The organism is Paenibacillus turpanensis (assembly GCF_011421635.1).
Lineage (GTDB): Bacteria > Bacillota > Bacilli > Paenibacillales > YIM-B00363 > Paenibacillus_AK > Paenibacillus_AK turpanensis.
Window position 1 is genome coordinate 152,326 of record NZ_WTLI01000002.1, and the last position, 25,671, is coordinate 177,996.

Sequence of the window (25,671 nt, forward strand, 5' to 3'; positions counted from 1 at the left end):
CAATTCGGTTTGCAGCTTTTTATTCGTATATACCCACATCGCTTTATCGGACTCTATTCTTAAAGTACCTTAAGAATAATTCCAAAGGTCCCTAGGAAAGCTAACCCAAAATTAGATATACTTGTACATATACAGATTAATTTTCGGAGGAAGTGCCATGATTCGTCGTACCATCAAGCTATGGTCGATTCTAACCATTACTGTAAGCTCTGTAATATTTCCTTTCTTTCCACAATCCGATCATGCTGCGATTGCTCAAGGCGATTACAAAAAAACCTACTTTGTTTCACCTCATGGTAGTGATAAAAATCCTGGAACCGAGGACGCGCCTTTTCAAACACTAGAGCGTGCTCGTAATGAAGTACGAAACCTCAAACAAAAGAAGGGGTTACCTGATGGCGGCGTGACCATATACCTTCGTGAGGGAACTTATCGGAGAAATGATACCTTCATCTTAGAGAGCTTGGATTCTGGAAAGGAAGGCAAACCAATCGTATATTCTTCCTATCCGGGCGAGAAGGTCCAAATTGCAGGCGGGGTGACCTTGTCTGGAACGGATTTTAAGCCGGTCAGCGACCCCTTTGTATTAAATCGCTTGCAGGATTCCGTGCAGGATCAAGTATTCCATTATGATCTCCACGACGCAGGCTACACGGATTATGGAACGATTGAACAGGTCGGTATGGGGCTGCCTCCCAAAACAGCGGCGCCTGAGCTATTTATTGACGAGAAACCGATGACATTATCCCGTTATCCGAATGAAGGTTATGTAACAGTAGGCAGTGTAATAGACGCCGGAGGGAATCCACGTTCCAAAGAAGGAAAATCTCAGCAAATGGACTTGGAAATGTCCAAGGGGGCTGTATTCAACTTTAAAGACTCTCGACCTACAACATGGGAAAATACCGGCGATTTATGGATGTTCGGATACTGGTATTGGGATTGGGCAGATGGGAACCTAAATATTCAATCCATTGACAGCGTCAATATTTCTACAAAGTCAGCTAGCTTTTATTCGATTCGTCAAGGGCAACGCTACTATTATTATAATATTCTCGAAGAATTAGATATTCCAGGCGAGTGGTACCTTGATCGAAAAAGTGGAAAGCTTTATCTCATTCCTCCTTCAAACATGGAGCAGGCAAAAATTCAGCTGTCACTGCTGGGTAAGCCTTTAGTAAAAATGGAAGAGACATCTTACATTCAATGGAAGGATATTAGTTTCCAGCTCACTCGAGACGATGCGATTATTGTAAACAACGGAGAACACAACCTTATCACAGGCTGCGAACTAAGCTTAATTGGAAGAAGTGCCGTTAAAATAAATAATGGCCGTAATAACAGCGTACTTAGCTCGGAAATCCATGATACCGGAAACGGTGGTATTAGCTTGACCGGTGGAAACCGTGAAACATTGGAGCCTGGTCGAAATACCGCTAAAAATAATCATATTTACAGATACAGCCGTTTAGCAAAAACCTATGCTGCTGCGGTTAGTCTGTCTGGCGTTGGAAATACGGCGGAAAACAACTATATTCACGATGCTCCACATCTAGCAATTCGGTTTGACGGCAATGACCATATTATTGAATACAACGAAATTTCTAATGTTATGAATGATACTGGCGATGGCGGAGCGATCTACACGGGCCGGGATTGGACAGAGCGCGGCAATATCATTCGTTACAATTATTTACATGATATTAATAATAGCGTGTCCATTGACCAGTTTGGTATATATCTCGATGATCTTGCATCTGGAACCCACGCACATTCCAACATTTTTTATAATGTAGACCAAGCGTTTATGATTGGCGGAGGCAGAAGCAATATTATTGAAAACAACGTTATTATGAATAGTTCGAAGGCATTCCGAGGCGATAATCGCGGGATGACATGGTACAAAAATGAAACCGGTCCCGGAGGCGTTTTATACAAGCGTCTAAATCAGGTGCCTTATCAGTCCTCAGTATGGAGCAAATATAGCAATTTAGCTAACATCCTGCAGGATGAGCCCGAGAAACCAAAGCATAATGAAATAAAAAATAATGTCGTATACCAGTCCTCTGACATGTTCAAGCTTTCCGAGGCCTTTAAGGAATACAGTATCATTAAAAATAACATTCAAACCAATGATAAGAGTGCTCAGTTTGTAAATGAAGCCACTATAAAGCCGATTAGCAAACCAAAGTCGACCATATTAAGACAAATCCCAAGCTTTAAAGAGATACCCGTTGACAAGATCGGACTTTACATCGATGAACACCGTACAAAGCTACATGGTAAAAGTGATACAACACAGAAGCAAAAAGCGGTCGCCTTTTACGATAGCTTTGAAGAGGGGTTAGGAAATTGGAAGAAAATTTCAAACTCCCAAGAAAATGATTTACCTGTTACGATTCAATCTTATCGGGGAATCAGCAGCTTCTCTCCTTCCGGAGATGTAGATGTAATTACAAACACATTCGCTCATGGTCAAAACAAGGTGCTGAGCCTGAGATTTTATGACAATGCGGAAGATAAAAGCATGAAAGTCATTGGAAGAGTCGATGATGGGATGCTTCCAAGAGCTTTAGGGGTAGACACGACCATAACGGAGACGAATTATGTTTATAGAATTGATGATCGGTCAAAAGCAACCTCCATTCCGCGTTCGACCGGATGGCATGAATTCGTTTGGGTTTATACGTCAGGTTCCGGGGTTGATATGTATATCGATGGCGAAAAGGTGGCAACCGCAACAGGAGTGAAGGAATTTAACTTTATCGCATTGGGAGATTATTGGGAAGATCAAATGACGGCAAAAGTATTCTTTGACGATGTTGAAGTTGAGGATAAATATTATTCTCGAGTAACAAATGAGTAGGGAATGATAACGATAAAAGACGATCCCATTCAAGCCATGAAGGCTTGTTCCTGGATCGTCTTTTACTTTTAACTATTCCCTACCGAATATCACCCAAGTACCGTTTCACGGCACCGTTCGGGGTATCCACAACCTCGTATACCTTAGCGTAATTGTTAATGCTGTACTGATATAAACTAATGTTGGAGAGGGTCAAATGATTGTCACCATTCAATAAACGTGTCGTTCCGACAAATGGAACCGTCTGACTGCCGAGCAGCTGGCCGAGCGGGTCCACAATGTCAAACTGCAGCTTCGATACGGCCGAATCCATAATGACTTGATCCTTACGCTCGATATCCAAGTTCATTTTTAACGAATACGCGAAGTTTGTGCTGAGAGTACCGTTCAAAACAAGATCGGAGCTCTTGACTACAATATTGTACGGGTACACATCCCAGTTATCGTTGCTCGTATCATCGCTCTGATAATTCGAGTTTACACTCGCGATTAACGCGGCATCCGAGCTGCCCTCGTACAAGCTGAGTGTCACTGGCTTACTATCGTCAGCGGAGCGAAGCAGGAACGAATAGCTGACGACATAGCTGCTGTTTGCATCGATTTGTGCTGCGACACTTGCTTGACGCGTGCCTGTATACACTTGTCCAGCGGCGTCTCTAAGCTTGGCGGACAACGTCGGGAATGCAATAACATCCTCGCCTACATTCGTAATTTTCAGCTTTGCGATTGCCGTCTGAAAACCATTCGTTTCATTATCGTAAAGCTTGAGCTCAGACAAGGCTACCGACATCTCTGCATTCGTCGCAATCTCCATCGGCTCCCCGATTTCGTAAGTTGCACCGTTACCGCCGGTTTGATTGACCACCGTCGCTTGATTCAGGTCAGCAACGGCCACTGGCAGCAGCGTCGAAACAGCGCCCGTTGAAGATGCGGCCCCTGCCGATTCCTCAGTGCTCTTCGCTTCCATCAAAGCAAGCTGCAGCTGCTCAACGGACATCCCCTTCGGCAGTACTGCACTGAAAGAATACGTCTCCGACTCGCCCTGCGATAAGTAATCCGGATGATCGGAAGATACGTCTTCCGCTTGAATCGTAACCCCGCCTTTGCTGGAGTAGTAATACCCCGTCAAATCCGGGAGAGCTGCGATCCGGTCCGAAGTATTGCTAATTTTCACTGTCGTACGTACCCACTGCTGACCTGCCGCCTGCGTCACCTTCGCAGAATCCACTTGAAGCACCGAGAGTGGCTGGCCGTACGAATCGCGAAGCGTCTGAGACTCGCCGACACTCGTCGGAGCTGCTCCTAGCAAGGAGATACTATCCAAGACGGTAGCAGCTTCTCCCGATTGAACGTACCACTGCAGCGCCCAGGCGTCATCCGCCTGATCATCGGCAACCGCAGCCTGAAGCGTAAGCTTGACCGGTTTGCCCGGAAGCAGCGTTTGATCCGCTCCGTCAATGAGCGCCGCCTCTGATTTAACGCCATTGCTATTTTGTACGCGCGCCTTCAACGCCTGCGGAAGCGTAAAAGCCGAGGTTCCTGTATTTTCCGCGCTTACCTCGATATAGAGCTGCCACTTGTTGTTCCTGTAAACGAAATACTGATCCAGCTGGCGAATCGTCACCCAGGACTGATCAGGCAGCGTGCTGTCCACCGAAGCCATATGAACCGATGCCGCCGGCTGCGATTCCTGTCCGGAAGACAAGGCGGATGCCACAGATAAGCTGCCAATTGTACGAGTCACCGCCGAACCCTGCCCCCAGGCGAATACGGTCACAAAAAGCTGGTCGGCGGTTAAGCCTGGGGCGACCTCCGTCGAGAATGGGAACACACTTTCCTGCCCGGGCTGTACTCTAGCTTTCAGCTTTCCGCTTAGCACAGCCGGATATTGAATGCCTCTCGAATCGGCAACGCGTACGCCGTACTGGTTAAAATCCACAACGCTTGCACCTTTGTTATGCAAGGTTAACGAGAAACGAAGTGAGGAGTCATCGGCCCCTTCTGTATACCGGACATTATCCAAAGTAAAATATACGCTGTCATTAATAAAAACGCCCTCTTTGCCCAAGGCCGTTAACGGCGTCAGAGCAAAGCACAAGAAAAGCGACGCTGTAAGGAGCAGGCACAGTCCGCGTCTCCATTCGCGTGGTTTCATAATATCTACCTCCAAGGTTTAATCAAAACGCAGGGCATCAATCGGTTTCAGTCGGGAAGCCTTATTCGCGGGATATATGCCGAACACGATGCCGACGATGACGGAAAACGCAAAAGCGTACAGGCCAAATTCCAGTGAAAGCTTTGTTGGCTGTTCTGGATTAAGAAACGGCCAACTCAGTGCCGCCCCAATGCCAAGCAGTAAACCCAGCAAGCCTCCCAAACCGCTGATTACCGTCGCCTCCATCAAAAACTGGGACAAAATATGTCTGCGCTTCGCACCGATGGACTTGCGAATCCCAATCTCCCTCGTTCTTTCACTTACCGTGACAAGCATAATATTCATAATTCCGATTCCGCCGACCAAAAGGGAGATGCACGCAACACTGATCAGCTGGTTAGTCAGCGTCGCCGAGGCTTCTTGGCGCGAGCTGATCAGCTCCTCCTGGTTTGTAATGCGAAAGCCGTTGCTGCTTTTAAATTTTGCCGTTAAGTATTGTGTGATGGTGCTTTCTGCCTGGGATATCGTCGTCGTGTCCTGCGCCTCAATGTACGTCGTGCGAATCGTTCCCAGCTTATATGCGCGCCGCGCGGTTTCCAGCGGAACGACCACGGAGTCGTCAACCGATGCGCCGCCAAGGCTGGAGCCTTTTTCCTTGAGCTTTCCGATAATCGTAAATACGATTCCGTCGATATTGACCTCTTTGCCGACGGGATCCTCCTGCCCGAACAGTGTTTCCGCCGTTCCGCTGCCAAGCACGGCTACCGGATTACGGTATTCATTATCCGCCGGGACGATGAAGCGGCCGGAATCGATCTCCGCCTTGACAATGTCGATGTAGCGGTCATTCGTGCCAATCATGGTGAACGCCTCTGTCGTACGATCATATTTCACGTTGGAGTTCGATTTCGTAACCGTCGGAGCCATCGCCCCGATCTCGGGCAGCAGCTCTAGCTCCATCAGCTCATCGTAATCAAGCTGCGTTGCACGACCGTTGCCGAACAAATTTGCTACGATCAGGTTTGTGCCCATATTCTCGTATTGCTTTTCAATTTGCTCTGAGGTGCCCTGCCCGATCGCCACCAGCGTTACGACAGAAGCCACCCCGATTATCACTCCGAGCATCGTAAGAAGCGTACGCAGCGGCTTGCTTGTAATCGTCCGCAGCGCCATCCCGATTAATTCAATTCCATTCATGCCGGGGAAGCCTCCTCTTTTTGAGGCTCAGGCGAGTTCCGCCGATCCTCGACGATTTCCCCGTCGCGGATCATCACAACCCGCTTCGCCGTATCCGCGATATGCAAATCGTGCGTAATAAGCACGATTGTATTTCCCTGCTTGTTCAAGTCGATCATCAGCTGCAGCACCTCTGCCCCTGTCCGCGAGTCAAGAGCACCGGTCGGCTCATCGGCAAGCAGCAGCGATGGCGAGCCCGACAACGCCCGTGCAATCGCAACGCGCTGCTGCTGTCCGCCCGACAACTGGCTCGGGCGGTGGTCCATACGACCGCCCATACCTAGCGATTCCAGCATCCGCTTGGCGCGCTCTCGGCGTTCCCCTTTGGACATGCCGGCGTAGATCAATGGAAGCTCGACATTTTCCAAAGCGGTAAGCCTCGGCAGCAGGTTGAACTGCTGGAAAATAAATCCCAGTTTTTGATTTCGCAGCTCGGCCAGCTGATTTTCATTTAATTTCTCCGTCGATACGCCGTCCAGCTTATAGGTGCCTTCCGTCGGCGAATCGAGTAAGCCGATCGTATTCATCAGCGTCGATTTGCCGGATCCGCTCGGTCCGACGATAGCAACAAAATCGCCCGTTTTTACCGTTAACGAAACATTGCGCAAAATTTGAATTTGTTCAGGTCCTCTTCCGTATGACTTGCAAATATTCGATAGCTCGATGATATTCATCTACGATCAACCTCCCCTGTTGCCGCCTCCGGCACCTGCACCGCCTGTGCCTCCGGGGAATGCGCCTCCGCCAGGTCCGCCCTGCATCATCATTTGCCGAATGCGTTCGATATCCTGCTGGCTGCCATCCGCCGAACGCTGTCTCGTCGGAATGACAACCTCATCGCCTTCGCTTAAGCCCTCTGTAATTTCCACCTGCGTTTTACTGCGCAGACCAACCTTAACCGGGGTTCGCTCTGCTTCCGATCCGTCCGCTTTCTTTAGCATTACCGTCGTATTTCCGCGCTGGAACTGCAGAGCCTCCAGAGGCAGCACCAGTATATCCTTCTTCTGCTGAATCATAATCTCTGCAGTAGCCGTCATTCCATATCGCAATTCATTATTCGGGTTCGGAACGGATAAGATCGCATCGTAATAAGTTACTCCGTTCGTCGTCACCCCAACGCTGGATACCTGCGATACCTCAGCTTCAAACACTTTACCGGAGATTGCATCCACCGTAACCTCCGCTTTTAGCCCCGGCTTCACATTCAATAGATCAAGCTCGTCCACCTGAACCGGCAGCGTCATAACATCCAAACTCGCCACCGCTCCAAGCTTCGCACCGCTTTCAATCGATGCGCCAACAGGATAATTCGCTAATACATTCGTCTTTTGATCGGCAAAATCCGTTGAAAACACTCCGTCAAAAGGCGCGCGAATCGTTAGCTCATCCACCTGCTTGCGCAGCTTCTCCAAATTTGCCTGCTGACGCTCTACATCGGCGCGCTTGGTTTGAATGCTCGTCGCTAACGAATCGTTCAGTACAACCGCAATCAATTCACCCGCTTTTACAGCCTCGCCCGTTTTCTTCCCTAAGTTCATAATCGTTCCCGAGGTATTTGCCAGAAAAGTCGTCGTTTTGACATAATCGAGCGCAGCGCTGCCCTGAGAATCCCACTCTAGGCCGCCAATATATACCGAACCGCTGACCTCCTTGTCCGCATCCAAGGTTCCATCATTTTCAATCGTAATTTCAACGTCGACGATTCGTTTGCCTGAAGCGTCCGCTTTCATGGCAGTTCCGATTTTTTGGATTACGCCGGTTTTCGTCAAGGAATACCCGCTTACCGTTAAATCGACCGATTCCCCAACCTTAAGCTGCTCCGCATGCTCAACCAAAAATGGAAGCTTTACTTTGAGTACACTGGTGTCTGCGATCGTTCCAACCTTGGTTGTCGTATTGACGCTTGAACCGACATCGAGATTTGACCCTAGAGTCAACACCCCTGAGGCAGGAGCCGCAATACGCAAATTTCTTTGCTGCTCCATCAGCTCTGCAAGCTCGGTCTGCAGCTTCAGCAGAGAGGTTTCCGCTTCCTGCAGGCTGGATTCCAACGTCGGATTCGAAATTTCAAACAATACATCGCCCTGCTTTACCGATTGTGTACGGGTGAGATTCATCGTTTTGATCGTTCCATCCGAGGGAGCCGTAATGTTCTGGAAACGCTCCGTCTGAAACTGCGATGTGCCTGAGATCGAAAGCTTGATCTCACCTTTGGTTACCTTTGTCGTTGATTGCTGTGCGGCCGTGCTCGCCGCTTGCGGATTCCCGCTTTTTTGTATGTAAAAATACGTACCTCCGCCGCCCGCGGCTAAAACTACCGCAATTGCAAGAGCAACTTTCGCTTTACGCTGCAGTGCCATGTGTGCATCCTTCCCTTTCAATTATCCTGCATTGGATTATCCCATAACCGTTCATTTCGTCTCGCTCCTCTCTTTCTGGTCCCATTATAAGGATGAAATATGAACTATATATGTCCTGAACCTTAAACGCAGCTAAAAATCCCCAGAATGGAAATAAAAAAACCAACCAGCCTTCGCTGATCGGTTTCAATTCTTCCTCTATATAAGAAGCAGTACTTCCCAAAATGCCATATGATCCAACCATCTTCTTATTTCCTCGAAGGAAGTTTTACCGAAAAGGTGGTCCCTTTCTCCAAGCGGCTGGCCACCTGGATCTCCCCATGATGCAAATCCACAATTTTTTTCACAATCGATAATCCAAGCCCGCTCCCTGACTTCCAGCCGGAACTTTGCCTGGACGCATCCGTCTTATAGAATCGGCGAAATACATTGGCCAGCTCCTCAGGAGCGATACCGATTCCTGTGTCGGAAATCCGGACAAGAGCTCCATCCTCCTGCCGCTCCAGCGAAATGGTGATTGTTCCGCCTTCTGGGGTAAATTTTATAGCGTTATGCAGCAAATTCATCCACACCTGATTTAGCGAATCCTCATCCGCAACAATGGAAACCGAAGCTAGATCAAGCTCGATGCTAAGCTTCTTTGAGGACCATAGCGGCTCGCAGGAGACGACACAGAGGCGAAGCTGCTCATCCAGCTGCAGCCGGACAGGGTGAAACGGGTGATGCTCTGATTCAAGCGAAGCCAGCTTCAGCAGGTTTTCACTGAGACGGGACAATCGCTCCGATTCACTTTCAATCAGCTTCAAATAACCGATTCTTTCCTCTGGGTCGAGCGTATCGTTCTGCAGCAGCTTGGAGAAGCCGCGAATGGAGGTCAGCGGTGTCTGTATGTCATGCGATACGTTCGTCACAAATTCTTGACGCATCTTCTCCATCTTCTTCAGCTCTTCCGCCATATGATTAATGCTGCCGGCCAGCTCCCCAAGCTCATCGCGCTGCTTAATATTCAGACGCACATCAAAGTCCCCCTTCGAAATGCGCCGGGTCGCTACGGTAATTTGCTTGAGCGGCCTAACCAAGTATATCGCGGCAATGACAATTACAATCCCGCTAATGGCTAATATCGTCCATAAGTTTCTCGTTTGCAAACGGTCAAAAGAACGAATTTGCGGTCCGACATCAGGGGTCAGAAAAAGCGCATAAGGCTTGCCGTCAGCTTGAAAAGAAATACCGACAATGCCGCGCGGACAGCCTTCCTCATCCTTTTTGGAGAAATCGCTATACCGAAATCCATCAAGTACCGTTTCAACCGCTTCCGGCGGAATTTCCGTACAGGTATTGCGTACGTAATCTGCCAGCTGCTGCCCAGAACCGTTGTATAAACGAAGGTTTTGCCCCCTGTTCATTTGAAAAGCCAGCTCCGTCAACGCAACGATGGTATCCTCATTTGCGGTCTGCAGCATTTTTACAATCGGTACCGAGGAATTCGTTAATCTCTCTTCAAACTCCCGATGTACCTGCCCGCGAAAATGATATGAAAACATCATACTGGAGAGCACCAGGCTTCCCCATACGACAATAAAGATCACGACGCCAATCCGGACATAAAGGGTACGAATCATGCTTCCACCTCAAGACGATAGCCTAAATTCCGCATGGTCGTAATCGTTACCGATTTCGCACATAAATTTTCCAAACGCTCTCTTAACCGTTTAATATGTACATCTACCGTCCGGATATCTCCCTCGTAATCAAGCCCCCAAATCTGCTCAATTAACTGCACACGGGTAAAAATATGCCCGGGATGGCTGGCCAGCTTGAACAACAATTCAAACTCCTTTGGCGGTACGATCGACCCTTTTCCGTTCACCTTCAGCTCAAACGTTTTCCGATCGACGGTAATATCTCCGACCTGCACGAAATCATTGTGCTCGATTCGGTACCGTTTCAGCAGTGCCTTCACCCTGGCCACCAGCTCCATCGGATCAAAAGGCTTGACCAAATAATCGTCGGTTCCCAGCTGAAAGCCTTTCAGCCGTTGCGACACTTCTCCTACCGCCGTCACCATAATGACCGGAATATCATGCGTTTTTTTCATATCCTGAATAAATTCCCATCCGTCTACGACGGGCATCATAATATCGAGAACCACGAGATCGATCTGTACATTCGTCAGCAGATCCATCGCTTCTTGGCCGTTCTCCGCTTCAACAACGGAAAACCCCTCCTGCTGTAAATATGCTTTCATTAGTTTACGGATACTCAAGTCGTCATCGGCCACTAAAATTTTGCCCATTCCTTCAGCCTTCCTCATCCTTAGTAACAGCTTTTTCTATTCTACCATCAACAGCTGAAAGAGAGCTTAAAAAATCCGCATCACTATTGTTAAGTATTTCCGCTAGTCACGACATATTTCGACATGTTATTCTCAAATTAACCCCCCATTACTTGGTACAAAACCATGTACAATGGAAAAGAAGGATGCAATTTACGAAAATAGTCAACCCAAAGTATTTTCCACCATTACAATTAGGAGGACTCAACTATGAAAAAGCAACTAGGCTCGCTGCTAATTGTTTCTGCTATTGCGTTATCCCCCATTGTCGGATTTGCCGGACAAGCATCCGCTGCTTCGGGCATCATCAATAATACCGTAAACGTAAGAAGCGCACCAAACACGGATGGCAATATAAAGTTTGTACTCAAAGAGGATATGAAGGTCCAAATACTCAGCCGGGTGAATTCGTATTGGTATAAAATTCGTGATTCTAAAGGAAGAACCGGTTATGTTTCATCGAGTTCTAAATATATCCGTGTATCGTCCAGCGGATCTAGCTCATCGTCCGGATCTTCAACGACGAGTACTACGACTTTAGCTAATAAAGTGATCAATGCGGGGAAGAAATATATGGGAACTCCGTACGAGTTCGGTTCCAGCCGTTCCAATACCAACACATTTGACTGCTCTGACTTTACTCGCCAAGCGTTCCTCGACGCGGGAAGAAAGATTCCAAGCAACTCGAAGGAACAAGCATCCTTTGTAAGATCCAAGGGTAATACAACAACATCTTGGTCCAAACTTAAACCAGGCGACTTGATGTTTTTCATGGAATACCGCGGTACAAGCAGATCTGATTACCCTTCCAGTAAATCCGGCCAAAGTGTGGAGCACGTAGGGATTTATCTTGGCAACGGAAAAATCCTCCATACATACTCCAAGACCTCTGGAGGCGTTCGAATCGACAGCATCGACAATACCCATTTGGAGCACCGCTTTATTTTCGGCGGAAGCGCATTGTAAGCAACGAAAAAGCCCTTCGGGACGCTGTTTTATACAGTCGGCCGAAGGGCTGCTTTTCTTTCGCTATTCATTTGCGCTTTTTACCCGAATTTATCAAGAATTCAGCTGCATGCTCCGCTGCAATCGCTTAGGAACGCTGAAAGAAGCTTTCGATATACTGCTTCGCAGTCGGCATGGTCGTTTCGTTAACCGCGTCCATTACAATATGTACGCCCGGCTTATACTCCTTCAGCCGCTCCACGATGAGCGGATAATTCATGTGGCCGGTACCAGGCGCCACGCTGTCAACCGTCCCATCTTCCCGCAGAATGCGGTCCTTAAAGTGGCATGCAACAATGCGATTGCCTAGCAGCCGGAACGCTTCCTCGAAAATTTCATCCTGACGTGCGATATTAGCCGGTGTAATCAAATTGCCCGGATCGAACACAAAACCGATTTGCGAGCTCGGCATTTCCTCAAGCAGACGACTCAGGTCCGGAACCGTTCCAATTAAATGCCGGTCGGCCGGCTCCATCCCAATAATGACGCCCCATTTTTCCGCTTCCTCAATCAGTTCGGCCATTGTATCTTTTAGAATCGTCCAATCCTGCTCGTTGTAAGGTCGATCAGCGATCACTCCGGTTTCGGCGGCTACAATCGGCGCACCGAAATAACGGGCATGACGGATCAGCTCTTTAAACCGCTCGATATTAAACCGACGCTTCTCCTCGTCATGCTCAAACATATGCACATAACATCCTAGAACGGAAATGGATACGCCGTTTTCCGCAAATGATTCCGCGATCGAGCTGGCTAAGCCTGGACTCAATTTCCCCGGCTTGCTGAAATCAATCCCGCTGAGCGCTTTCCAGAGTGCAAGCTGAACGTGGCGAAAGCCTTGGGCTCCTACTCGAGGAGCGAGCTCCTGATATGGAAGCTTCCCGCATAAATGCGCCAACACACCGATAGACATGTAAACGTCCCCCTTTAATGATCGTTAACTCCATCCATAACGCCGGATTTTCTTCCCCCGCTTGCTTCTTTCTTTACGTTACCAGAAAGTGGGTACGGTCTCAATAACCATTCGATGCTGGAGAAAAATCCTGTCACCAAGCGGCAACAGGATTTGATGTAAGCTCTTCTCCGTCTTCCTCGGCATAATCTTCAAACGAGCGTACCGCATACATCCGCAAACGCTTATTTTCGTTCTTCTCCAGAACGTAAGTCAGCTCCTGCTTATCGGTTAAACTCGGATCCAGCCAAGCATCTGCGGAATGTGACGGCAGCAGCACCGGCATTTGTTCCCGGTAAGGGAGCACATCCGGGATCGACACCGTCGTGATAATGGTGCAGCAGCGGACCATTTCACCAGAAGCGCTGCGCCATTCCTCATATAAACCCGGCATCGCAAACACTTCACGTTCGGGTAGGGCAATCCGCATAAGACCGGTCATTCGGCGGCGGCTTCTACGCTCCCACACATACAGCGCATCCGAGGGAATCACACAGCGCTGCTTGCGGACCAGCCGATCCAGCCCCCTGCTTCCAAAAATAATGCTTTGATCGGCAAGCTGGGAACCCTTCGCCCAAAACGGCAGCAGTCCCCATCGGAATTGATCAAGCTGCCGCTCACCCTCCCGCACGATGACAGCTGCGATCTCCTGCATCGGACCGATTTCGTGACGATTTGCAGCATACACAAGCACACGGTCAATTTGATATCGTTCTGTTAAGTCGCGAGCATCCGCCTTGAGGGAAAATCGTTCGCACATAATGGCTTCGACCACCTTTCCCTCCAAGTATGCTCTAGGTTGGGAAAATCATGTATTTATGGAAGTTGGATATTTTCGCTTTCAGAGACATTCCAAGTCTCGCCTTCTTTGGCCACAATCTTCGTGTTCTTAAATACGATATCCTTCGCGTTCCATACGGTAACCCCGCGATCGGCTTCGATCGTTACGCCGTCCATGAAGATCCGGTTTACCGGAAGCTCCGGCAAGCCCTTAATTTCTATAGCCTGCTTCGCGCCGGCACAGGATACATTTTCAACCATGATATTGCGGAATTCCGGTGTCTCTTCGGATACCGGCACCGGCTGGGCCTGCTCTTGGGATAAGCCGTAGAATAAGTTGAAGCTGATGGCCGGTCCGGCAATATCCTTCATTTGAATACCGCGGATGACGATGTTTTCTACGACACCGCCGCGCCCTCTGGTGCTCTTGAAGCGCAATCCGACGTCCGTTCCAATAAAGCTGCAATTTTCCACTACGATGTTGCGAGCTCCGCCAGACATTTCGCTGCCCACGACAAAACCGCCATGGCCGTGGAACACGGTACAGTTCCGAACGATTACACATTCGACCGGCTTGCCGAAGCGGCGGCCTTCTTCATTTTTGCCCGACTTCATACAGATCGCGTCATCCCCGACGTCAAAGGTGCAATCTTCCACGATTGCATAGCGGCTCGATTCCAGATCAAGACCGTCGCCGTTTTGCGCGTACCATGGGTTGCGCACGGCGACACGGCGCATCGTAATGTGCTCGCAATCGTACAGATGCAGATTCCAAGCCGGCGAATTCTGGAACGTCGCGCCTTCCAAGCGAATAATTTTGCTATGTCTAAGATTAAGCATCACCGGGCGGAGGTAGGTACGATACGGCTCATAATCCGAAATTTGCGTAGCTTCCGATTTTTGCAGCGCCGCTACGGCCTTCCCGCCCTGAAGCGCGCCTTCGTTCGGCCACCAAATTTCCGTTTCCTTCGTCTGCTCCACCGCACCGCCGGATTGAAGCAGCGCATTCCACTGCTTATCGGTCATCTTGAACCGCTTAACCGGACGCCAAGCGTCTCCGTTACCATCAAAGATTCCCTCGCCGGTAATCGCGATATTTTCCAAATTGACGCCATTAATCGGGGACGTCGAGCGGATTGCTTGATTGCCCTCCCACATCGTTTCAATCAGAGGATAATGCCGCGGATCCTTGCTGAATACAACAAGTGCGCCGCTCTCCGCGTGAAGCTCAATGTTGTTTTTCAGGTGGATCGGTCCGGTCAGCCACGTACCAGCAGGAATGACAACCTTTCCGCCCCCTTGAGCAGCACACTGCTCAATCGCACGGTTGATTGCCTCCGTATTGAGAGTTATGCCATCAGCTACTGCTCCAAAGTCGGTAATGCGGTATGTACGGTCAGGAATGTTGGGTACTTTGATTTCTGGCATTTCATTCGTCATCATTTACTGCTCCTCCTTATATTCAAACCAATCAAAATCTGCGTAATTGTTAGAAACGGATCCATTGCTTCCGGCATATAAGCCGATGTACGCGCCTACAAACCCTCCGGCCACATCGGAGCTTAGGATCGTGCCGTCGGCATCTTCATATAATGCAATCCACTGCTCTGCGGAAACCGCATAGTAGAACCGATAGGATTGCCCGATTGCCTCTACCTTAAGATAAAGCTTTCCTACATCCACTTCATGCGCCGCAAGCACACGCTCTTCTCCGGCCCTGCGCTCGACTAGGCGAAGCTCCGACTGACCTTCTCTGCGGCCAAGCTCCATACGGAACTGAAAATCCGTGTTTTGCAGCAGCACAAGCCCTGCGCATTCATGTTCCGACGCTGGCGTAAACTCCATTACGGTACGCACGGACATGTTTATATGCTGCTGACGCCGTCCGACAAAGCTTGGATTTTCCAGCTTGGTAATGGAGTCCGGCTTCAGATGAAGCCGCAAATAACCTGGCCGTTCGCGTAAGCTCCAAAATTCCCCGCGCGGGGTGCGAATAAAGTTCCACTGCAAACCTAACTCCGCACTTTCAAAATGGTCGCACGCCGGCTGAGAGCTCCAGCGCGTTTCCGGCAAATTCGGAAATGGCATTTCCATCTCGACGATGCCTTTTCCCGGATTAACGACAGGCCAGCCCTCCTCCCATATCATAGGGACAAGGAACGCTTCTCTACCCAAATTACGGTAGTAACCTCCGTAAGGCCGTGATCCTAGGCATACCATCCACCATTCGCCATTCTGCGTTTCAATCATATCGGCATGGCCGACATTTACGATGCCGTGCTGCCTTCCAAGATGACGGTGTGTCAAGATCGGGTTGGATTTGCAGCCCTCATAAGGTCCGGTAATCGATTCGCTGCGTGCAATTGTCACCGAATGAGTGTGACCCGTTCCGCCTTCCGCGATCAATAAATAATAATAACCGTCGACTTTATAAATATGCGGCCCTTCCTGGGCATGAATGTACTTTAAAGCGCCATCCCAAAGGCTGTAGGTCGGGCCGACGAGCTTCCCTTCCTTGATATCCAGCTCCTGCATATAAATTTCCATATGCTTCGGATACTGCTGTCCTTGCGGCGGTCTCCGGTTTGCCGTGAAATATACTTTACCGTCGTCGTCAAAAAACAACGAGGAATCGATCCCCGGTGCCCCAGGAAGCCAAACCGGATCGGACCATGGTCCTTCCGGACGCTCCGCTGTTACGTAGAAGTTGCGGCGTTCGCCTTCCACACTCTCCACAAACGTCGTTATCATGTAGAAAACTCCTGCGTGATACCGTATGGTAGCCGCATAAATCCCTTTGGAGCAAGGTGTTCCGTCCAAATTCAGCTGGGAAGGGCGATCCAGCACATGACCGAGCTGCCGCCAATTTACCAAATCCTTGCTGTGGAAAATCGGAACACCCGGGAAATATTCAAAGGTAGAGGTAACCATGTAATAGTCCTCCCCCACTCGACAAACGGAAGGGTCGGGATAACAACCTGACAAAATTGGATTACGGAACGTTTTCATTGGGAAACACCTCCATAAATGTCCAATCCCGGTCACTGTTTAACATCTATTGAAGTCTTATCAAAGCTGAATGACCGCGATTAGCGGAACCTTATAAAAAAATGAGCAAAGGCGCCTTGCGGCGCCAAAACTCGTGCATGCCGGCAACACTGCAAATTTAGCTTCGCAGTACGGACGCGAGCCAATCAAAGGACGTTCGTCCGCTGATCTCATGCTTGCCCTCATGGATATCAAATTGAAGCCGTTCAGCACAGCCTTCCTTCTCATAAATGCCTCGTAAAACCTCAATCGCATGGCGCACATGACGTTCAGGGAACAGATGGTCCCCCGCTCCCGATTCAATAAATAACGGTCGCGGTGCGATAAGGCCTATGACCTCCGGCATTTCCGCATGCACCAGCGTGCCCGGAACGTAATTATCCAGGCAATGCCTGCGATCCAGAATGCTTCCCCGGTATGTATTCGTATATCCGCAAATGACCGATGCCTTGATACGTGAATCCAAGGCGGAAGAAAGCGAGGCGATCACACCGCCGCCCGAAAAACCGATACAGCCGAGACGGTCTGGATCGATCTCGTCGCGTGAAAGCAAATAATCGGCAGCGCGTACCGCTTCAAACACACGGAGTCCGGCCAAGGTTTTGCCGGCCATCAGCAGCGCGACGGACAACATATAACACGAATTCGCATTCGCCTCCGGCGCCGACATATCCTCCTCCAGCTTCCGGCTGCCGAAGCCAACCACCTCCGGAGTAAGAACAAACAAGCCCTTTTTGGCAAGCTCCAGCACAAAATTGTTATGACATCCAGGGTTATCCTTATTTGAGCTGCCGTCAACCGCATAACCTACGGATTCCCTTACGCCATACCCATGGCCGTGCCATGCCAAGACTGCAGGCAGCTTGCCCTTCGCAAGCGCCTCCTTCGGGTAAACCGCATAAGCGGGAACGCGCAGTCCGTGCGCCGTTGTATACTCCAGCCGTTCCCGAATCAGTCCGTCCACCTCATCCCTCTCGAGCACAACGGGATCAAGGGGCGGAAGCCCCTCTTCCCCGAAACTGCCGAGCGCCTGGGTTACGGCACCGCGAAGCGCATGCTTCCGCTCTAGCCAAGGACGCTGATCTTCGGAACGCTTTTGTTCGAGCCGATCAAGCAGATTCTCAATATATGCGTCCGGATTATACATAGTCCGCACCGTCCTGCTTAGGAGTTCAGTGCGAGATATCCCGCTTCATCCGAACGTGCTCCAGTTACGTTCAAGCCCGCTACTTTAGAAGCCGAAATTACCGGCGTGTCGTTATGGCGGCGTCTCATGTCAAGCCCGGAAACCGTCACATCCTGCGAATCTTCCAGCAGCAATGCCGGTCCTTGACGAGTTTCGATGCGTACGCCTTGAATTTCTAAACCGCGTACATGCTTACAGAGCACTCCGTCGCCCGCCATAATGCGGTGCTCGCGCACCATATCCGGCTCGCCGCCCTGTTCGTCAGGATTTAATGTCATTTCAATCGTAATGTTTTTCAGAACAACGTCTTCGATCGGCATTTCCGGCAATCCATAAATAAAGCCTGCCGCTGCCAACGCATTTTTCGCTGTAATATCGCTAATATAAAGCCCGCGAATAATTGGCGTCCCTTCCCCAACCGGCACCGCCTCTTGGCTGGTCATCAGCGGGTTGGATTCGTCAACGCCGTAACGGTAAAAACCGTTGATCGCCAGCGGACAAAGCACATCCTTCATAAAAATGTTGCTTACGCGCAAATCTTCCACAATCCCGCCGCGAGCGCGGTTCGTTTTTAAGCGAATGCCGCGGTCCGTACCGATGAAAATACAGTTGGAAATGACAACGTTACGGATATCGCCCGACATTTCACTGCCAAGCACAACACCGCCGTGGCCGCGAAGCATGGTGCAATTTGTTACCGCAACATTTTCTGTCGGACGGCCAACGCGGCGCCCGTCCTCATCGATGCCGGATTTCAAGCATAAGCAATCATCGCCAACGTCAAAGAAACAGTCGGAAACACGTACATTCACGCAGGAATCGAGGTCGATTCCATCGCCGTTTGGCGTATCGGACGGGTTGCGGATTGTCGCCCCATGAATAATAACATCATTACAGTACACAAGATGCGTATTCCAGAATGGGGAGTTTTGCAGTGTAATTCCTTCAATTACTACATGCTCACAGTTGATGAGCTGGAAAAGCGGCGGGCGCAAAAATTGTGTTTCCATTTCAACGATGTTGCTCTTGATGCTTTCCAGCTTCGCACGGTTCAATTCAAGCAGCTGTGTGCGGATGCCCGAATCCGGCAGCACACCTTTCTTCAGCTCGCGATACGCGTTCCACCACTTCTTCCCTTGACCGTCGATAACGCCTTCCCCTTTTACGGAGACGTTTTTCAGACCAGTGCCGAACAGGAGCGGTGAGTAGCTGTAGCACTCGTAGCCGGACCAGCGGGACTCAACCGGAGTATAACGCTCAAAATCGTCCGAGAATAAAATCGTAGCGCCAGCACCTACATAAAATACCATGTTGCTCTTCAGCTGAATCGGTCCGGTAACGAACGTTCCTGCCGGAACGACAACCGTGCCGCCTCCTGCCTCGCTGCAAGCCTCAATTGCCTTTGCGATCGCTGCCGTATTATCTGTAACACCGTCGCCAATCGCTCCAAATTGTGTAATGTCAAACTGTGCCATGTGTGTTCCTCCTACATCCGAATAAATTTTTCGTCTAGTTGATCGTCTAGCTTGCAGTCTTTTGTATAGCATGATCCCGGCTGTTAAAAATCAGCCGGTTAATAAACAACTGTGTCGCCATGGCGAAGACGAGAACCCAAGCCATAAAGGCCCCATCCATCTGGCTTGAAAAAAGCATAAACACGACAATACCAGACGCTCGCCCCATATTAATAGAAGTTTCCCTCGTCACGACCGCTTCAATTTTAAAGTTTTCTTTGAGCGGCAGCGCACTGCTCATTTTGTAGTAATGCGCGGTGTACGAATTGGTTTGCAGCGGCTTACTCAGCGAGTAAATAACCATAAAAAGAATAACTGTCCAAAGCGTCATTCCTAAGGTTAAAGGTAGAGCGGAAAGGACAACCGCCCAGGCGGCAATCAACAAATAAAGCTTCGTCCGTTCCTCGGTCGCCGTTTTGGCCATTCCGTAGCTGGCGATCATCGTCAGTGCCGTAAAGCCAACATTGATATAACCGACAAACGATTCCTTTGGGATCGCCTGATACAGCAGAATTGCCGGTATATACGACATGATCCCTTGCGGAAAGCCAAGTATAAACCAGCCAAATAAGGACCGGCCGAACTGGGGATACTTCCGAATCATTTGCCACGTGTATTTTAAATAGTAGGTTTTATGCTGGGCCGGTACGGGCTTCATTTTTAAACTGATTAACGTAGATACTAAAAACATTACGAAAGCAAGCGTATAAATAATCGTGTAGCCTTGAAGTCCGTCGAACATCCCGATCATCAAACCGGAAACCGAGGGGCCGGCCAGCATAGCAGCGTTGGTAACAATCAAATTGAAGCCCAAGTAACGATGCCGGTTCTCGTTGTTCGTTACATCATAAATCATCGTAAAATGACCCAGCCAGTAAAACGCATTAGAAACTCCGCGCAGGATGGCGAACACTACAAAGTACTGCACCATTGCTTCCTTCGCGAGTAGAATACACAAGTAAAATATGGCTGTCAAAAAAATACCGAGGCGGTAGGCCAGCAGCCGATCCTTCTGCTTCGCCAGCTTTCCGACAAAAACGGTTGCGATCGGCGCAGAAATCAAGACAAGCAGATTATACGCGCCGTTGATCCATAAATCATTGGTCAAACGCCAAAGGTACAGGTTCACGAAAATGGTAGATAACGCATTCCCAAACTGATAAATTCCATGATTCAGCAATGTAATCGAAGCCTCAAGCGGCAGCTTCACATGGGGCTTGCTTCGATTGTCAGCATTCATCCACGTTTACCCCTTGCGGTATCCCGCAAATAAGTACGGAGGAATTTCCAGCTTAGGCTTCTCCAAGCCTGCAAGATCATACAAGGACCAGCGAATGAGGGTCGCTTGAGTACCCGCATTCATATCGCCTTCCCGTAAACCTAACCCGAGATGAACCGGCTTTGGCATATCAGGGTAGAACTCATTCTTTTTCACTTGGGCCACATTCGGCGCAGTCGGCGAATGATCAAGCTCACGCGAAAAACCGCCGTCGGATTGCTTAAGCTTTAGTAGATTTTTTAGCGTGACCTCCGTAATAAACTCAAGATCCTCATCCGAAATATCAATTTGCATCGAGTGAAGCAAATTGATCGGATTACGGATATAGCACATATCTTTGGCAATGTCATGCTCGAGTGTATACTTTAGGCTTTCATACATTTGCTGAAGTCGTGGCATCGGAACATCAAAGCTGCCGTAGAACGTATGCAGCTTAAAGGTTCCGGATACTCTCACATACCACGAGCCTTCACCCCATAGACCCGTTTCCGGATTTTGAATTTCAGCGAAGTAATTTAATGCTTCCCGCAGGAAGGGCTCTCTTGTCTTCGCATCCATCTGCCTCAAATAAGGCGAGGAATTGCACAAGCGGTCACAGCCTCTCCAGCTGTTGCACAAATCAATGCTGCGGAGCCACTCCGCATAAGCCTGCGGACTCCGTATGTAATCCGGCGCCGCGCTGTTTGAGTTGGGAAGCGGGTAAAGCACATTCCCGCCGAGCTTACGAATCGAGCCCACGCTGTAAGAAATCGCGCGCCCGACCATGACCTCATCATCCTTCATATTCAGATCGGCATCATAAAAATACCCGGTGCTCGGATCCTGCTTACTTTGAAAAAAACGGATCAAGCCCTGCTTCATCTGCTCGTCCAGATTACCTAATAATCCGCAGCGCTCGATGATATTCAAGGCTTGAGCCGTTGATTCGATGTCAGGCGTAAATTTTTCGGAAAGCTTGGAGCTGCGCGCATAAAAAAAACCTCCGCTAGCCGGATCATACTGCGCTTCCAGCCATTCGAAGAATCCGTTAAAAGAAGTATCCATTTCAGTCAGCATTTCTCTAATGTGTTCTTTAACAGCGCTCATCCTAGGTCCCTTTCCTCTCTCTACTATCGTTTATAGAAAACCGAACCCACCCGTTAAACATGGATGGGTTCGTGGTTTCTTAAATTGAAGATCAGATATGCCTTAACCTTTGATCGAACCAAGCAGTGCGCCTTTTGCAAAGTGCTTTTGCAGGAACGGGTACACGATAAGGATTGGAAGTGTCGCTACTACGATAACAGCCATCTTAACCGTTTGCTCCGGCGGTGCAACGAAGCTATCGTCGAAACCGGAAGTATCAGCAGCAAGGCCGCTCGCCAAGATAACGATCTGGCGAAGAATAACCTGTACCGGCCATTTTGCAGCGTCGTTCAAGTACAAAATCGCTTGAAGGTACGTATTCCAGTACGTTACAGCGTAGAACAAGGAGATGGTTGCAATTGCCGGCATCGAAAGAGGAATAACGATACGGAACAAAATTCCCCAGTCGCTGCAGCCGTCAATCTTCGCAGATTCTTCAATACCATCTGGAAGGTTCTGGAAGAAGTTTCTCATGATAATCAAGTTAAATGCATTAATGGCAACCGGAACAACGAGTGCTGCATAAGTGTCGATCAATCCCATCGATTTAACAACAAGGAACGTAGGGATCATACCGCCGCTGAAAAGCATTGTGAATACGACAGCGAACATGATCGTTCTGCGTCCGTCCAAATCGCGGCGGGACAAACCGTAAGCCATCAAAGAAGTTAGGAACATACTGAACAATGTACCTAACAGGGTAACACCGATCGAAACTCCAAGTGCTTTAAAAATAACGTTTGTGGAGAATACGTATTTATAAGCATCCAGTGACCAGACGGTCGGGATAATAACAAACTGCTTTTCCGCTAACTCCTGTACAGTCGTGAACGAGCCGGCGATTACGTGGATAAAAGGCAATACAGTAACTAAACCGATAATGGTAAGAAGCGTATAGTTTACCGCATCAAATATGCGGCCTCCGAGTGTAGTATCCTTCGGCATGGGTCTCCTGCCCTCCTAAAATGCTCTATTTTTAATAAACGCCTTCTTCTCCGACTTTCTTCGCCAGCTTGTTCGCTGCCATTACAAGAACTAGACCGATGAAGGATTTGAAGAAGCCAACCGCGGCACTGAAGCTGTACTGACCTTGCTTCAAGCCGGCTGTATATACGTAAGTATCTAAAATCTCCGCAACCTCACGGTTCATCGAGTTCAGGAGTAGATACACATGTTCAAAGCCAAGCTCTAATACGTCGCCGATTTTCAGGATCAACAATACGATGATAACGCTGCGGATCGACGGGAGCGTAATATGCCAAATTTGCTTCAGTCTACCTGCACCATCCATTTTCGCTGCTTCATAAAGACCTGGGTCAATTGCAGCCATGGCAGCAAGATAGATAATTGTACCCCAGCCCGCTTCTCTCCAAATGACTTGAAGAATGTACATCGGGCGGAACCACTCATTCGAAAGCAAGAAGTTAATCTTTTCAAAGCCCATCACAACTAGCAATTCGTTAATTAAACCTCTGTCCATGGACAGCATAACGAATGTGATGGAAACGATGATTACCCAAGACATAAAGTGAGGGATATAAACAAGCGTTTGTACGATTTTCTTAAATGCTTCGCGGCGCACTTCGTTAAGCATGACCGCTAAAATAATCGGAACTGGGAAATAAAAACATAAGTTCATGACAAACAATAAGAGTGTGTTACGTAAGATGGTCCAGAACATCGGTTCTGTAAAGAGACGTTCAAAGTGTTTAAAGCCTACAAATTCACTGCCTGTAATGCCCAGATATGGTTTGTAATCTTGTAGAGCGATAACCAATCCGCCCATCGGGATATACTTGAAAATGATAAAGTACAGCATGCCAGGCAAAATCATAAGGTACAGTGCCCGGTTTTTGATTATCCTTCTCATGAGTCCCGATTCGCCTTTTGGCTTCGCCTTTGGTACCATCGAGGTTCCTGCGGCCGTATCGTTCATGATTCGATCTTCCTCTCCTATTCATGAACCATGGGGAAGGCTGTTGGATCTCAACAGCCTTTGCGATTGAATTCGCGTCCCATAATTCACGATTTCTGTGTTTTTTTATTTTTATTATTTCTTTGCTGCGTTGTAGGAAGCTGTGAACTCTTCCATGATTGCGTTTCCGCCTTCAGACTTCCACTGATCTACAGCCTTCTGGAAGCCTGCTTCGTCGATGCTGCCAAGAATGTACTTGTACGTAGCGTCTTTGATCAGCTCTTGAAGTCTTGCGCCTTTTTCTGCATACGTCTTGGAATCAAGCGGTGCAGTTGGATCATGGATCAAGGATTTGTTGTTATCTTTAACTAGCTTTTCTGCCTTATCCTTTGCAGGAAGGGTGTGGATCGGAACGAACATATCGATCGAGCTTTCGCCACCAACTTGAAGCGCTTGGTACGCTTTAACTTCGCGATCAGTCAGCTTCTTATCTTCGGAAGGAACGATCTTGTCGCCTTCCTTCTTATAGTGAGGACCTTCTACGCCCCAGTAAATCAGGTTGCCGAGCTCAGGGCTCATCAATTTGTCATAGAAGGAAAGAATAGCTTTCAGCTCAGCTTCTGTTTTTACAGCAGATTTCGGGAACAATGTTGCGGAACCGTAACCTGGAATTGCCCAGACTTGGAATGTTCCTTGCGGCCCTTTGATATCGTTCTGAACATCGAGTACAATGTTAGGGTTAACATCGATCATTTTGGTATGCAAGCTTACTACGTCTCCCATGGAGCCGATGTACATACCTGCTTTACCAGTGATGAACAGGTTTTGCTGGTCCGTCTTACTTGTTACAGGGAAGTCCTTGTTAATCAGGCCTTCGGAGTGAAGACGCTTAAAGTATTTCAATGTTTCCACATAGTTCGGATTCATGAATTCCGGCTGAATTTTGCCGTCCTTCACTTCGAAGTTGTTCGGTACGCCGAAGTACGATGCAACGGTCTTCCAAGCGCCGTAAACCAAATCGCTGCGGTCAGTAATGCCGATTGTATCCTTCTTGCCGTTTTTGTCCGGGTCATTCTCTGTGAACGCTTTCGCCATTGCGTACAATTCTTCCGTATTTGTCGGAGCCTTCAAGCCGAGATTGTCAGCCCAGTCCTTACGGTAGATCAAGCCTTGGCGGGACAGCGGACGCTCTTGATACAGGGAGTAAATCTTTCCGTCAACCGATACGTTGTTCAATACGTTCTTATCCAGCTTGCTCAGGTTCGGGTAGTCCTTCAAAAGAGGCCCGATCTCCCAGAACTGGTTGTTACGGATCGCGTCACGGAACATAATTAAGGAAGTTTGGTTCTTCATATAAACAACTTGCGGAAGTGTTCCTGTTGCAAAGGAAGCGTTCAACTTTTCTTCGTAGCTGCCGTCCGGTACCCATTGGATATCCAAGTCAACATTTGCTTTTTCTTCAACAAGCTTTTCAATCATGTCAGATGGTACTTCAGGTGTGTGCAAGTTCGCCATGATGCTGATCTTCGTAGGTCCTTTTGGTGCTTCAGCCTGTCCACCAGCTGCGTTTGGTTGTTCTGCTTCTTTAGTACCAGACGCGCAACCAGCAACTAATGAAACTGCAAGCGTTGTGGAAAGCAATAAGCTTACCTGTTTTTTGTTCATGGGTTGACCTCCATTTTTTCTGTAATGTTTGTTGGTTGGTGACTTGCTGATCTCAATATAACAAGAGGCCAGCAATTACGTATATAATCCTCGCATAAGGGAACCGAAGCGCAGGCTGTACTTCCCTTATAAATAGAGGCGAGAACCGCAAAACGCATTACAATTACAGCCAATCTAATCTGATGATCATCCACCATAAAATGATTATTGCCCTTGATTATCATAAAAATTAGAATAAGAATGTTGAGCT

At 48.7% G+C, this 25,671-nt stretch carries 20 protein-coding genes; 2 read left to right on the forward strand and 18 right to left on the reverse strand.

The window, feature by feature from the left end:
* Positions 1 to 157 precede the first annotated feature (157 nt).
* The gene (locus tag GQS10_RS02340) at positions 158 to 2,866 is read left to right on the forward strand and encodes a right-handed parallel beta-helix repeat-containing protein (RefSeq protein WP_166238609.1); all 2,709 of its coding nucleotides are present in this window, start codon (positions 158 to 160) and stop codon (positions 2,864 to 2,866) included.
* 79 nt (positions 2,867 to 2,945) lie between these two features.
* On the opposite strand, the gene GQS10_RS02345 is transcribed toward GQS10_RS02340, so the two are convergent.
* From GQS10_RS02345 to GQS10_RS02375, 7 genes are read right to left on the reverse strand one after another with little or no spacing between them, the layout of a single operon-like run.
* Positions 2,946 to 5,021: a hypothetical protein gene (locus tag GQS10_RS02345; protein ID WP_166238611.1), complete on the reverse strand. Its 2,076-nt coding sequence runs from the start codon at positions 5,019 to 5,021 to the stop codon at positions 2,946 to 2,948.
* Between the two features lie 18 nt (positions 5,022 to 5,039).
* Positions 5,040 to 6,218: an ABC transporter permease gene (locus GQS10_RS02350; RefSeq protein ID WP_166238613.1), complete on the reverse strand. Its 1,179-nt coding sequence runs from the start codon at positions 6,216 to 6,218 to the stop codon at positions 5,040 to 5,042.
* Positions 6,215 to 6,931 carry an ABC transporter ATP-binding protein gene (locus tag GQS10_RS02355; protein ID WP_166238615.1) on the reverse strand — a complete coding sequence of 239 codons (717 nt, stop codon included), beginning with the start codon at positions 6,929 to 6,931 and terminating at the stop codon, positions 6,215 to 6,217. Before GQS10_RS02355 ends, GQS10_RS02350 begins: the two co-directional genes overlap by 4 nt.
* 6 nt (positions 6,932 to 6,937) lie before the next feature.
* Positions 6,938 to 8,617, reverse strand: a complete 1,680-nt coding sequence (locus GQS10_RS02360; protein WP_166238617.1) for an efflux RND transporter periplasmic adaptor subunit — start codon at positions 8,615 to 8,617, stop codon at positions 6,938 to 6,940.
* Positions 8,601 to 8,861 (reverse strand): hypothetical protein, encoded by a 261-nt coding sequence (locus GQS10_RS02365; protein ID WP_166238619.1) that lies wholly within the window; start codon positions 8,859 to 8,861, stop codon positions 8,601 to 8,603. The genes GQS10_RS02360 and GQS10_RS02365 overlap by 17 nt, the downstream gene beginning before the upstream one ends.
* A gap of 4 nt (positions 8,862 to 8,865) precedes the next feature.
* Positions 8,866 to 10,239 (reverse strand): sensor histidine kinase, encoded by a 1,374-nt coding sequence (locus GQS10_RS02370; protein WP_166238621.1) that lies wholly within the window; start codon positions 10,237 to 10,239, stop codon positions 8,866 to 8,868.
* Positions 10,236 to 10,913, reverse strand: coding sequence for a response regulator transcription factor (locus GQS10_RS02375; protein WP_166238623.1), 678 nt, complete (start codon positions 10,911 to 10,913; stop codon positions 10,236 to 10,238). The genes GQS10_RS02370 and GQS10_RS02375 overlap by 4 nt, the downstream gene beginning before the upstream one ends.
* A 249-nt stretch (positions 10,914 to 11,162) precedes the next feature.
* Between GQS10_RS02375 and GQS10_RS02380 the strand changes: the two genes are divergently transcribed.
* The gene (locus tag GQS10_RS02380) at positions 11,163 to 11,918 is read left to right on the forward strand and encodes a C40 family peptidase (RefSeq protein ID WP_166238625.1); all 756 of its coding nucleotides are present in this window, start codon (positions 11,163 to 11,165) and stop codon (positions 11,916 to 11,918) included.
* Between the two features lie 127 nt (positions 11,919 to 12,045).
* Here GQS10_RS02380 and GQS10_RS02385 read toward each other — a convergent pair whose 3' ends face one another.
* The 11 genes from GQS10_RS02385 to GQS10_RS02435 all read right to left on the reverse strand — a co-directional run bounded on the left by GQS10_RS02385 (position 12,046) and on the right by GQS10_RS02435 (position 25,421).
* Positions 12,046 to 12,870, reverse strand: a complete 825-nt coding sequence (locus tag GQS10_RS02385; RefSeq protein ID WP_166238627.1) for a sugar phosphate isomerase/epimerase family protein — start codon at positions 12,868 to 12,870, stop codon at positions 12,046 to 12,048.
* A 133-nt stretch (positions 12,871 to 13,003) separates the two neighbouring features.
* Entirely contained in the window at positions 13,004 to 13,684 is a 681-nt protein-coding gene (locus tag GQS10_RS02390) for an SOS response-associated peptidase family protein (protein ID WP_166238629.1), read from the reverse strand.
* A gap of 41 nt (positions 13,685 to 13,725) precedes the next feature.
* Positions 13,726 to 15,132: a glycoside hydrolase family 28 protein gene (locus GQS10_RS02395; protein WP_166238631.1), complete on the reverse strand. Its 1,407-nt coding sequence runs from the start codon at positions 15,130 to 15,132 to the stop codon at positions 13,726 to 13,728.
* On the reverse strand, positions 15,133 to 16,698 hold the full coding sequence (locus GQS10_RS02400) for a glycoside hydrolase family 43 protein (protein WP_166238633.1): 1,566 nt from the start codon (positions 16,696 to 16,698) through the stop codon (positions 15,133 to 15,135).
* Positions 16,699 to 16,855: 157 nt separating this feature from the next.
* Positions 16,856 to 17,884 carry a dienelactone hydrolase family protein gene (locus GQS10_RS02405; protein ID WP_166238635.1) on the reverse strand — a complete coding sequence of 343 codons (1,029 nt, stop codon included), beginning with the start codon at positions 17,882 to 17,884 and terminating at the stop codon, positions 16,856 to 16,858.
* A 17-nt stretch (positions 17,885 to 17,901) separates the two neighbouring features.
* A complete protein-coding gene (locus tag GQS10_RS02410) occupies positions 17,902 to 19,398 on the reverse strand; it encodes a glycoside hydrolase family 28 protein (RefSeq protein ID WP_166238637.1) in 1,497 nt (498 codons plus the stop codon).
* A 46-nt stretch (positions 19,399 to 19,444) separates the two neighbouring features.
* Positions 19,445 to 20,677: an MFS transporter gene (locus GQS10_RS02415; RefSeq protein WP_166238639.1), complete on the reverse strand. Its 1,233-nt coding sequence runs from the start codon at positions 20,675 to 20,677 to the stop codon at positions 19,445 to 19,447.
* Positions 20,678 to 20,683: 6 nt separating this feature from the next.
* Positions 20,684 to 21,802 (reverse strand): prenyltransferase/squalene oxidase repeat-containing protein, encoded by a 1,119-nt coding sequence (locus GQS10_RS02420; protein WP_166238641.1) that lies wholly within the window; start codon positions 21,800 to 21,802, stop codon positions 20,684 to 20,686.
* Positions 21,803 to 21,904: 102 nt separating this feature from the next.
* Complete coding sequence (locus GQS10_RS02425; protein ID WP_166238643.1) at positions 21,905 to 22,786, reverse strand: carbohydrate ABC transporter permease; 882 nt, start codon at positions 22,784 to 22,786, stop codon at positions 21,905 to 21,907.
* Between the two features lie 31 nt (positions 22,787 to 22,817).
* Positions 22,818 to 23,777: an ABC transporter permease gene (locus tag GQS10_RS02430; RefSeq protein ID WP_166238645.1), complete on the reverse strand. Its 960-nt coding sequence runs from the start codon at positions 23,775 to 23,777 to the stop codon at positions 22,818 to 22,820.
* Between the two features lie 114 nt (positions 23,778 to 23,891).
* Positions 23,892 to 25,421: an extracellular solute-binding protein gene (locus GQS10_RS02435; RefSeq protein ID WP_166238647.1), complete on the reverse strand. Its 1,530-nt coding sequence runs from the start codon at positions 25,419 to 25,421 to the stop codon at positions 23,892 to 23,894.
* Positions 25,422 to 25,671 lie beyond the last annotated feature (250 nt).

Excerpts from the sequence above, each read along its gene's own strand:
- GQS10_RS02340 (WP_166238609.1), top strand. The coding sequence starts at position 158 with ATGATTCGTCGTACCATCAAGCTATGGTCGATTCTAACCATTACTGTA.
- GQS10_RS02345 (WP_166238611.1), bottom strand. The coding sequence starts at position 5,021 with ATGAAACCACGCGAATGGAGACGCGGACTGTGCCTGCTCCTTACAGCG.
- GQS10_RS02350 (WP_166238613.1), bottom strand. The coding sequence starts at position 6,218 with ATGAATGGAATTGAATTAATCGGGATGGCGCTGCGGACGATTACAAGC.
- GQS10_RS02355 (WP_166238615.1), bottom strand. The coding sequence starts at position 6,931 with ATGAATATCATCGAGCTATCGAATATTTGCAAGTCATACGGAAGAGGA.
- GQS10_RS02360 (WP_166238617.1), bottom strand. The coding sequence starts at position 8,617 with ATGGCACTGCAGCGTAAAGCGAAAGTTGCTCTTGCAATTGCGGTAGTT.
- GQS10_RS02365 (WP_166238619.1), bottom strand. The coding sequence starts at position 8,861 with ATGGTTGGATCATATGGCATTTTGGGAAGTACTGCTTCTTATATAGAG.
- GQS10_RS02370 (WP_166238621.1), bottom strand. The coding sequence starts at position 10,239 with ATGATTCGTACCCTTTATGTCCGGATTGGCGTCGTGATCTTTATTGTC.
- GQS10_RS02375 (WP_166238623.1), bottom strand. The coding sequence starts at position 10,913 with ATGGGCAAAATTTTAGTGGCCGATGACGACTTGAGTATCCGTAAACTA.
- GQS10_RS02380 (WP_166238625.1), top strand. The coding sequence starts at position 11,163 with ATGAAAAAGCAACTAGGCTCGCTGCTAATTGTTTCTGCTATTGCGTTA.
- GQS10_RS02385 (WP_166238627.1), bottom strand. The coding sequence starts at position 12,870 with ATGTCTATCGGTGTGTTGGCGCATTTATGCGGGAAGCTTCCATATCAG.
- GQS10_RS02395 (WP_166238631.1), bottom strand. The coding sequence starts at position 15,132 with ATGATGACGAATGAAATGCCAGAAATCAAAGTACCCAACATTCCTGAC.
- GQS10_RS02400 (WP_166238633.1), bottom strand. The coding sequence starts at position 16,698 with ATGAAAACGTTCCGTAATCCAATTTTGTCAGGTTGTTATCCCGACCCT.
- GQS10_RS02405 (WP_166238635.1), bottom strand. The coding sequence starts at position 17,884 with ATGTATAATCCGGACGCATATATTGAGAATCTGCTTGATCGGCTCGAA.
- GQS10_RS02410 (WP_166238637.1), bottom strand. The coding sequence starts at position 19,398 with ATGGCACAGTTTGACATTACACAATTTGGAGCGATTGGCGACGGTGTT.
- GQS10_RS02415 (WP_166238639.1), bottom strand. The coding sequence starts at position 20,677 with ATGAATGCTGACAATCGAAGCAAGCCCCATGTGAAGCTGCCGCTTGAG.
- GQS10_RS02420 (WP_166238641.1), bottom strand. The coding sequence starts at position 21,802 with ATGAGCGCTGTTAAAGAACACATTAGAGAAATGCTGACTGAAATGGAT.
- GQS10_RS02425 (WP_166238643.1), bottom strand. The coding sequence starts at position 22,786 with ATGCCGAAGGATACTACACTCGGAGGCCGCATATTTGATGCGGTAAAC.
- GQS10_RS02430 (WP_166238645.1), bottom strand. The coding sequence starts at position 23,777 with ATGAACGATACGGCCGCAGGAACCTCGATGGTACCAAAGGCGAAGCCA.
- GQS10_RS02435 (WP_166238647.1), bottom strand. The coding sequence starts at position 25,421 with ATGAACAAAAAACAGGTAAGCTTATTGCTTTCCACAACGCTTGCAGTT.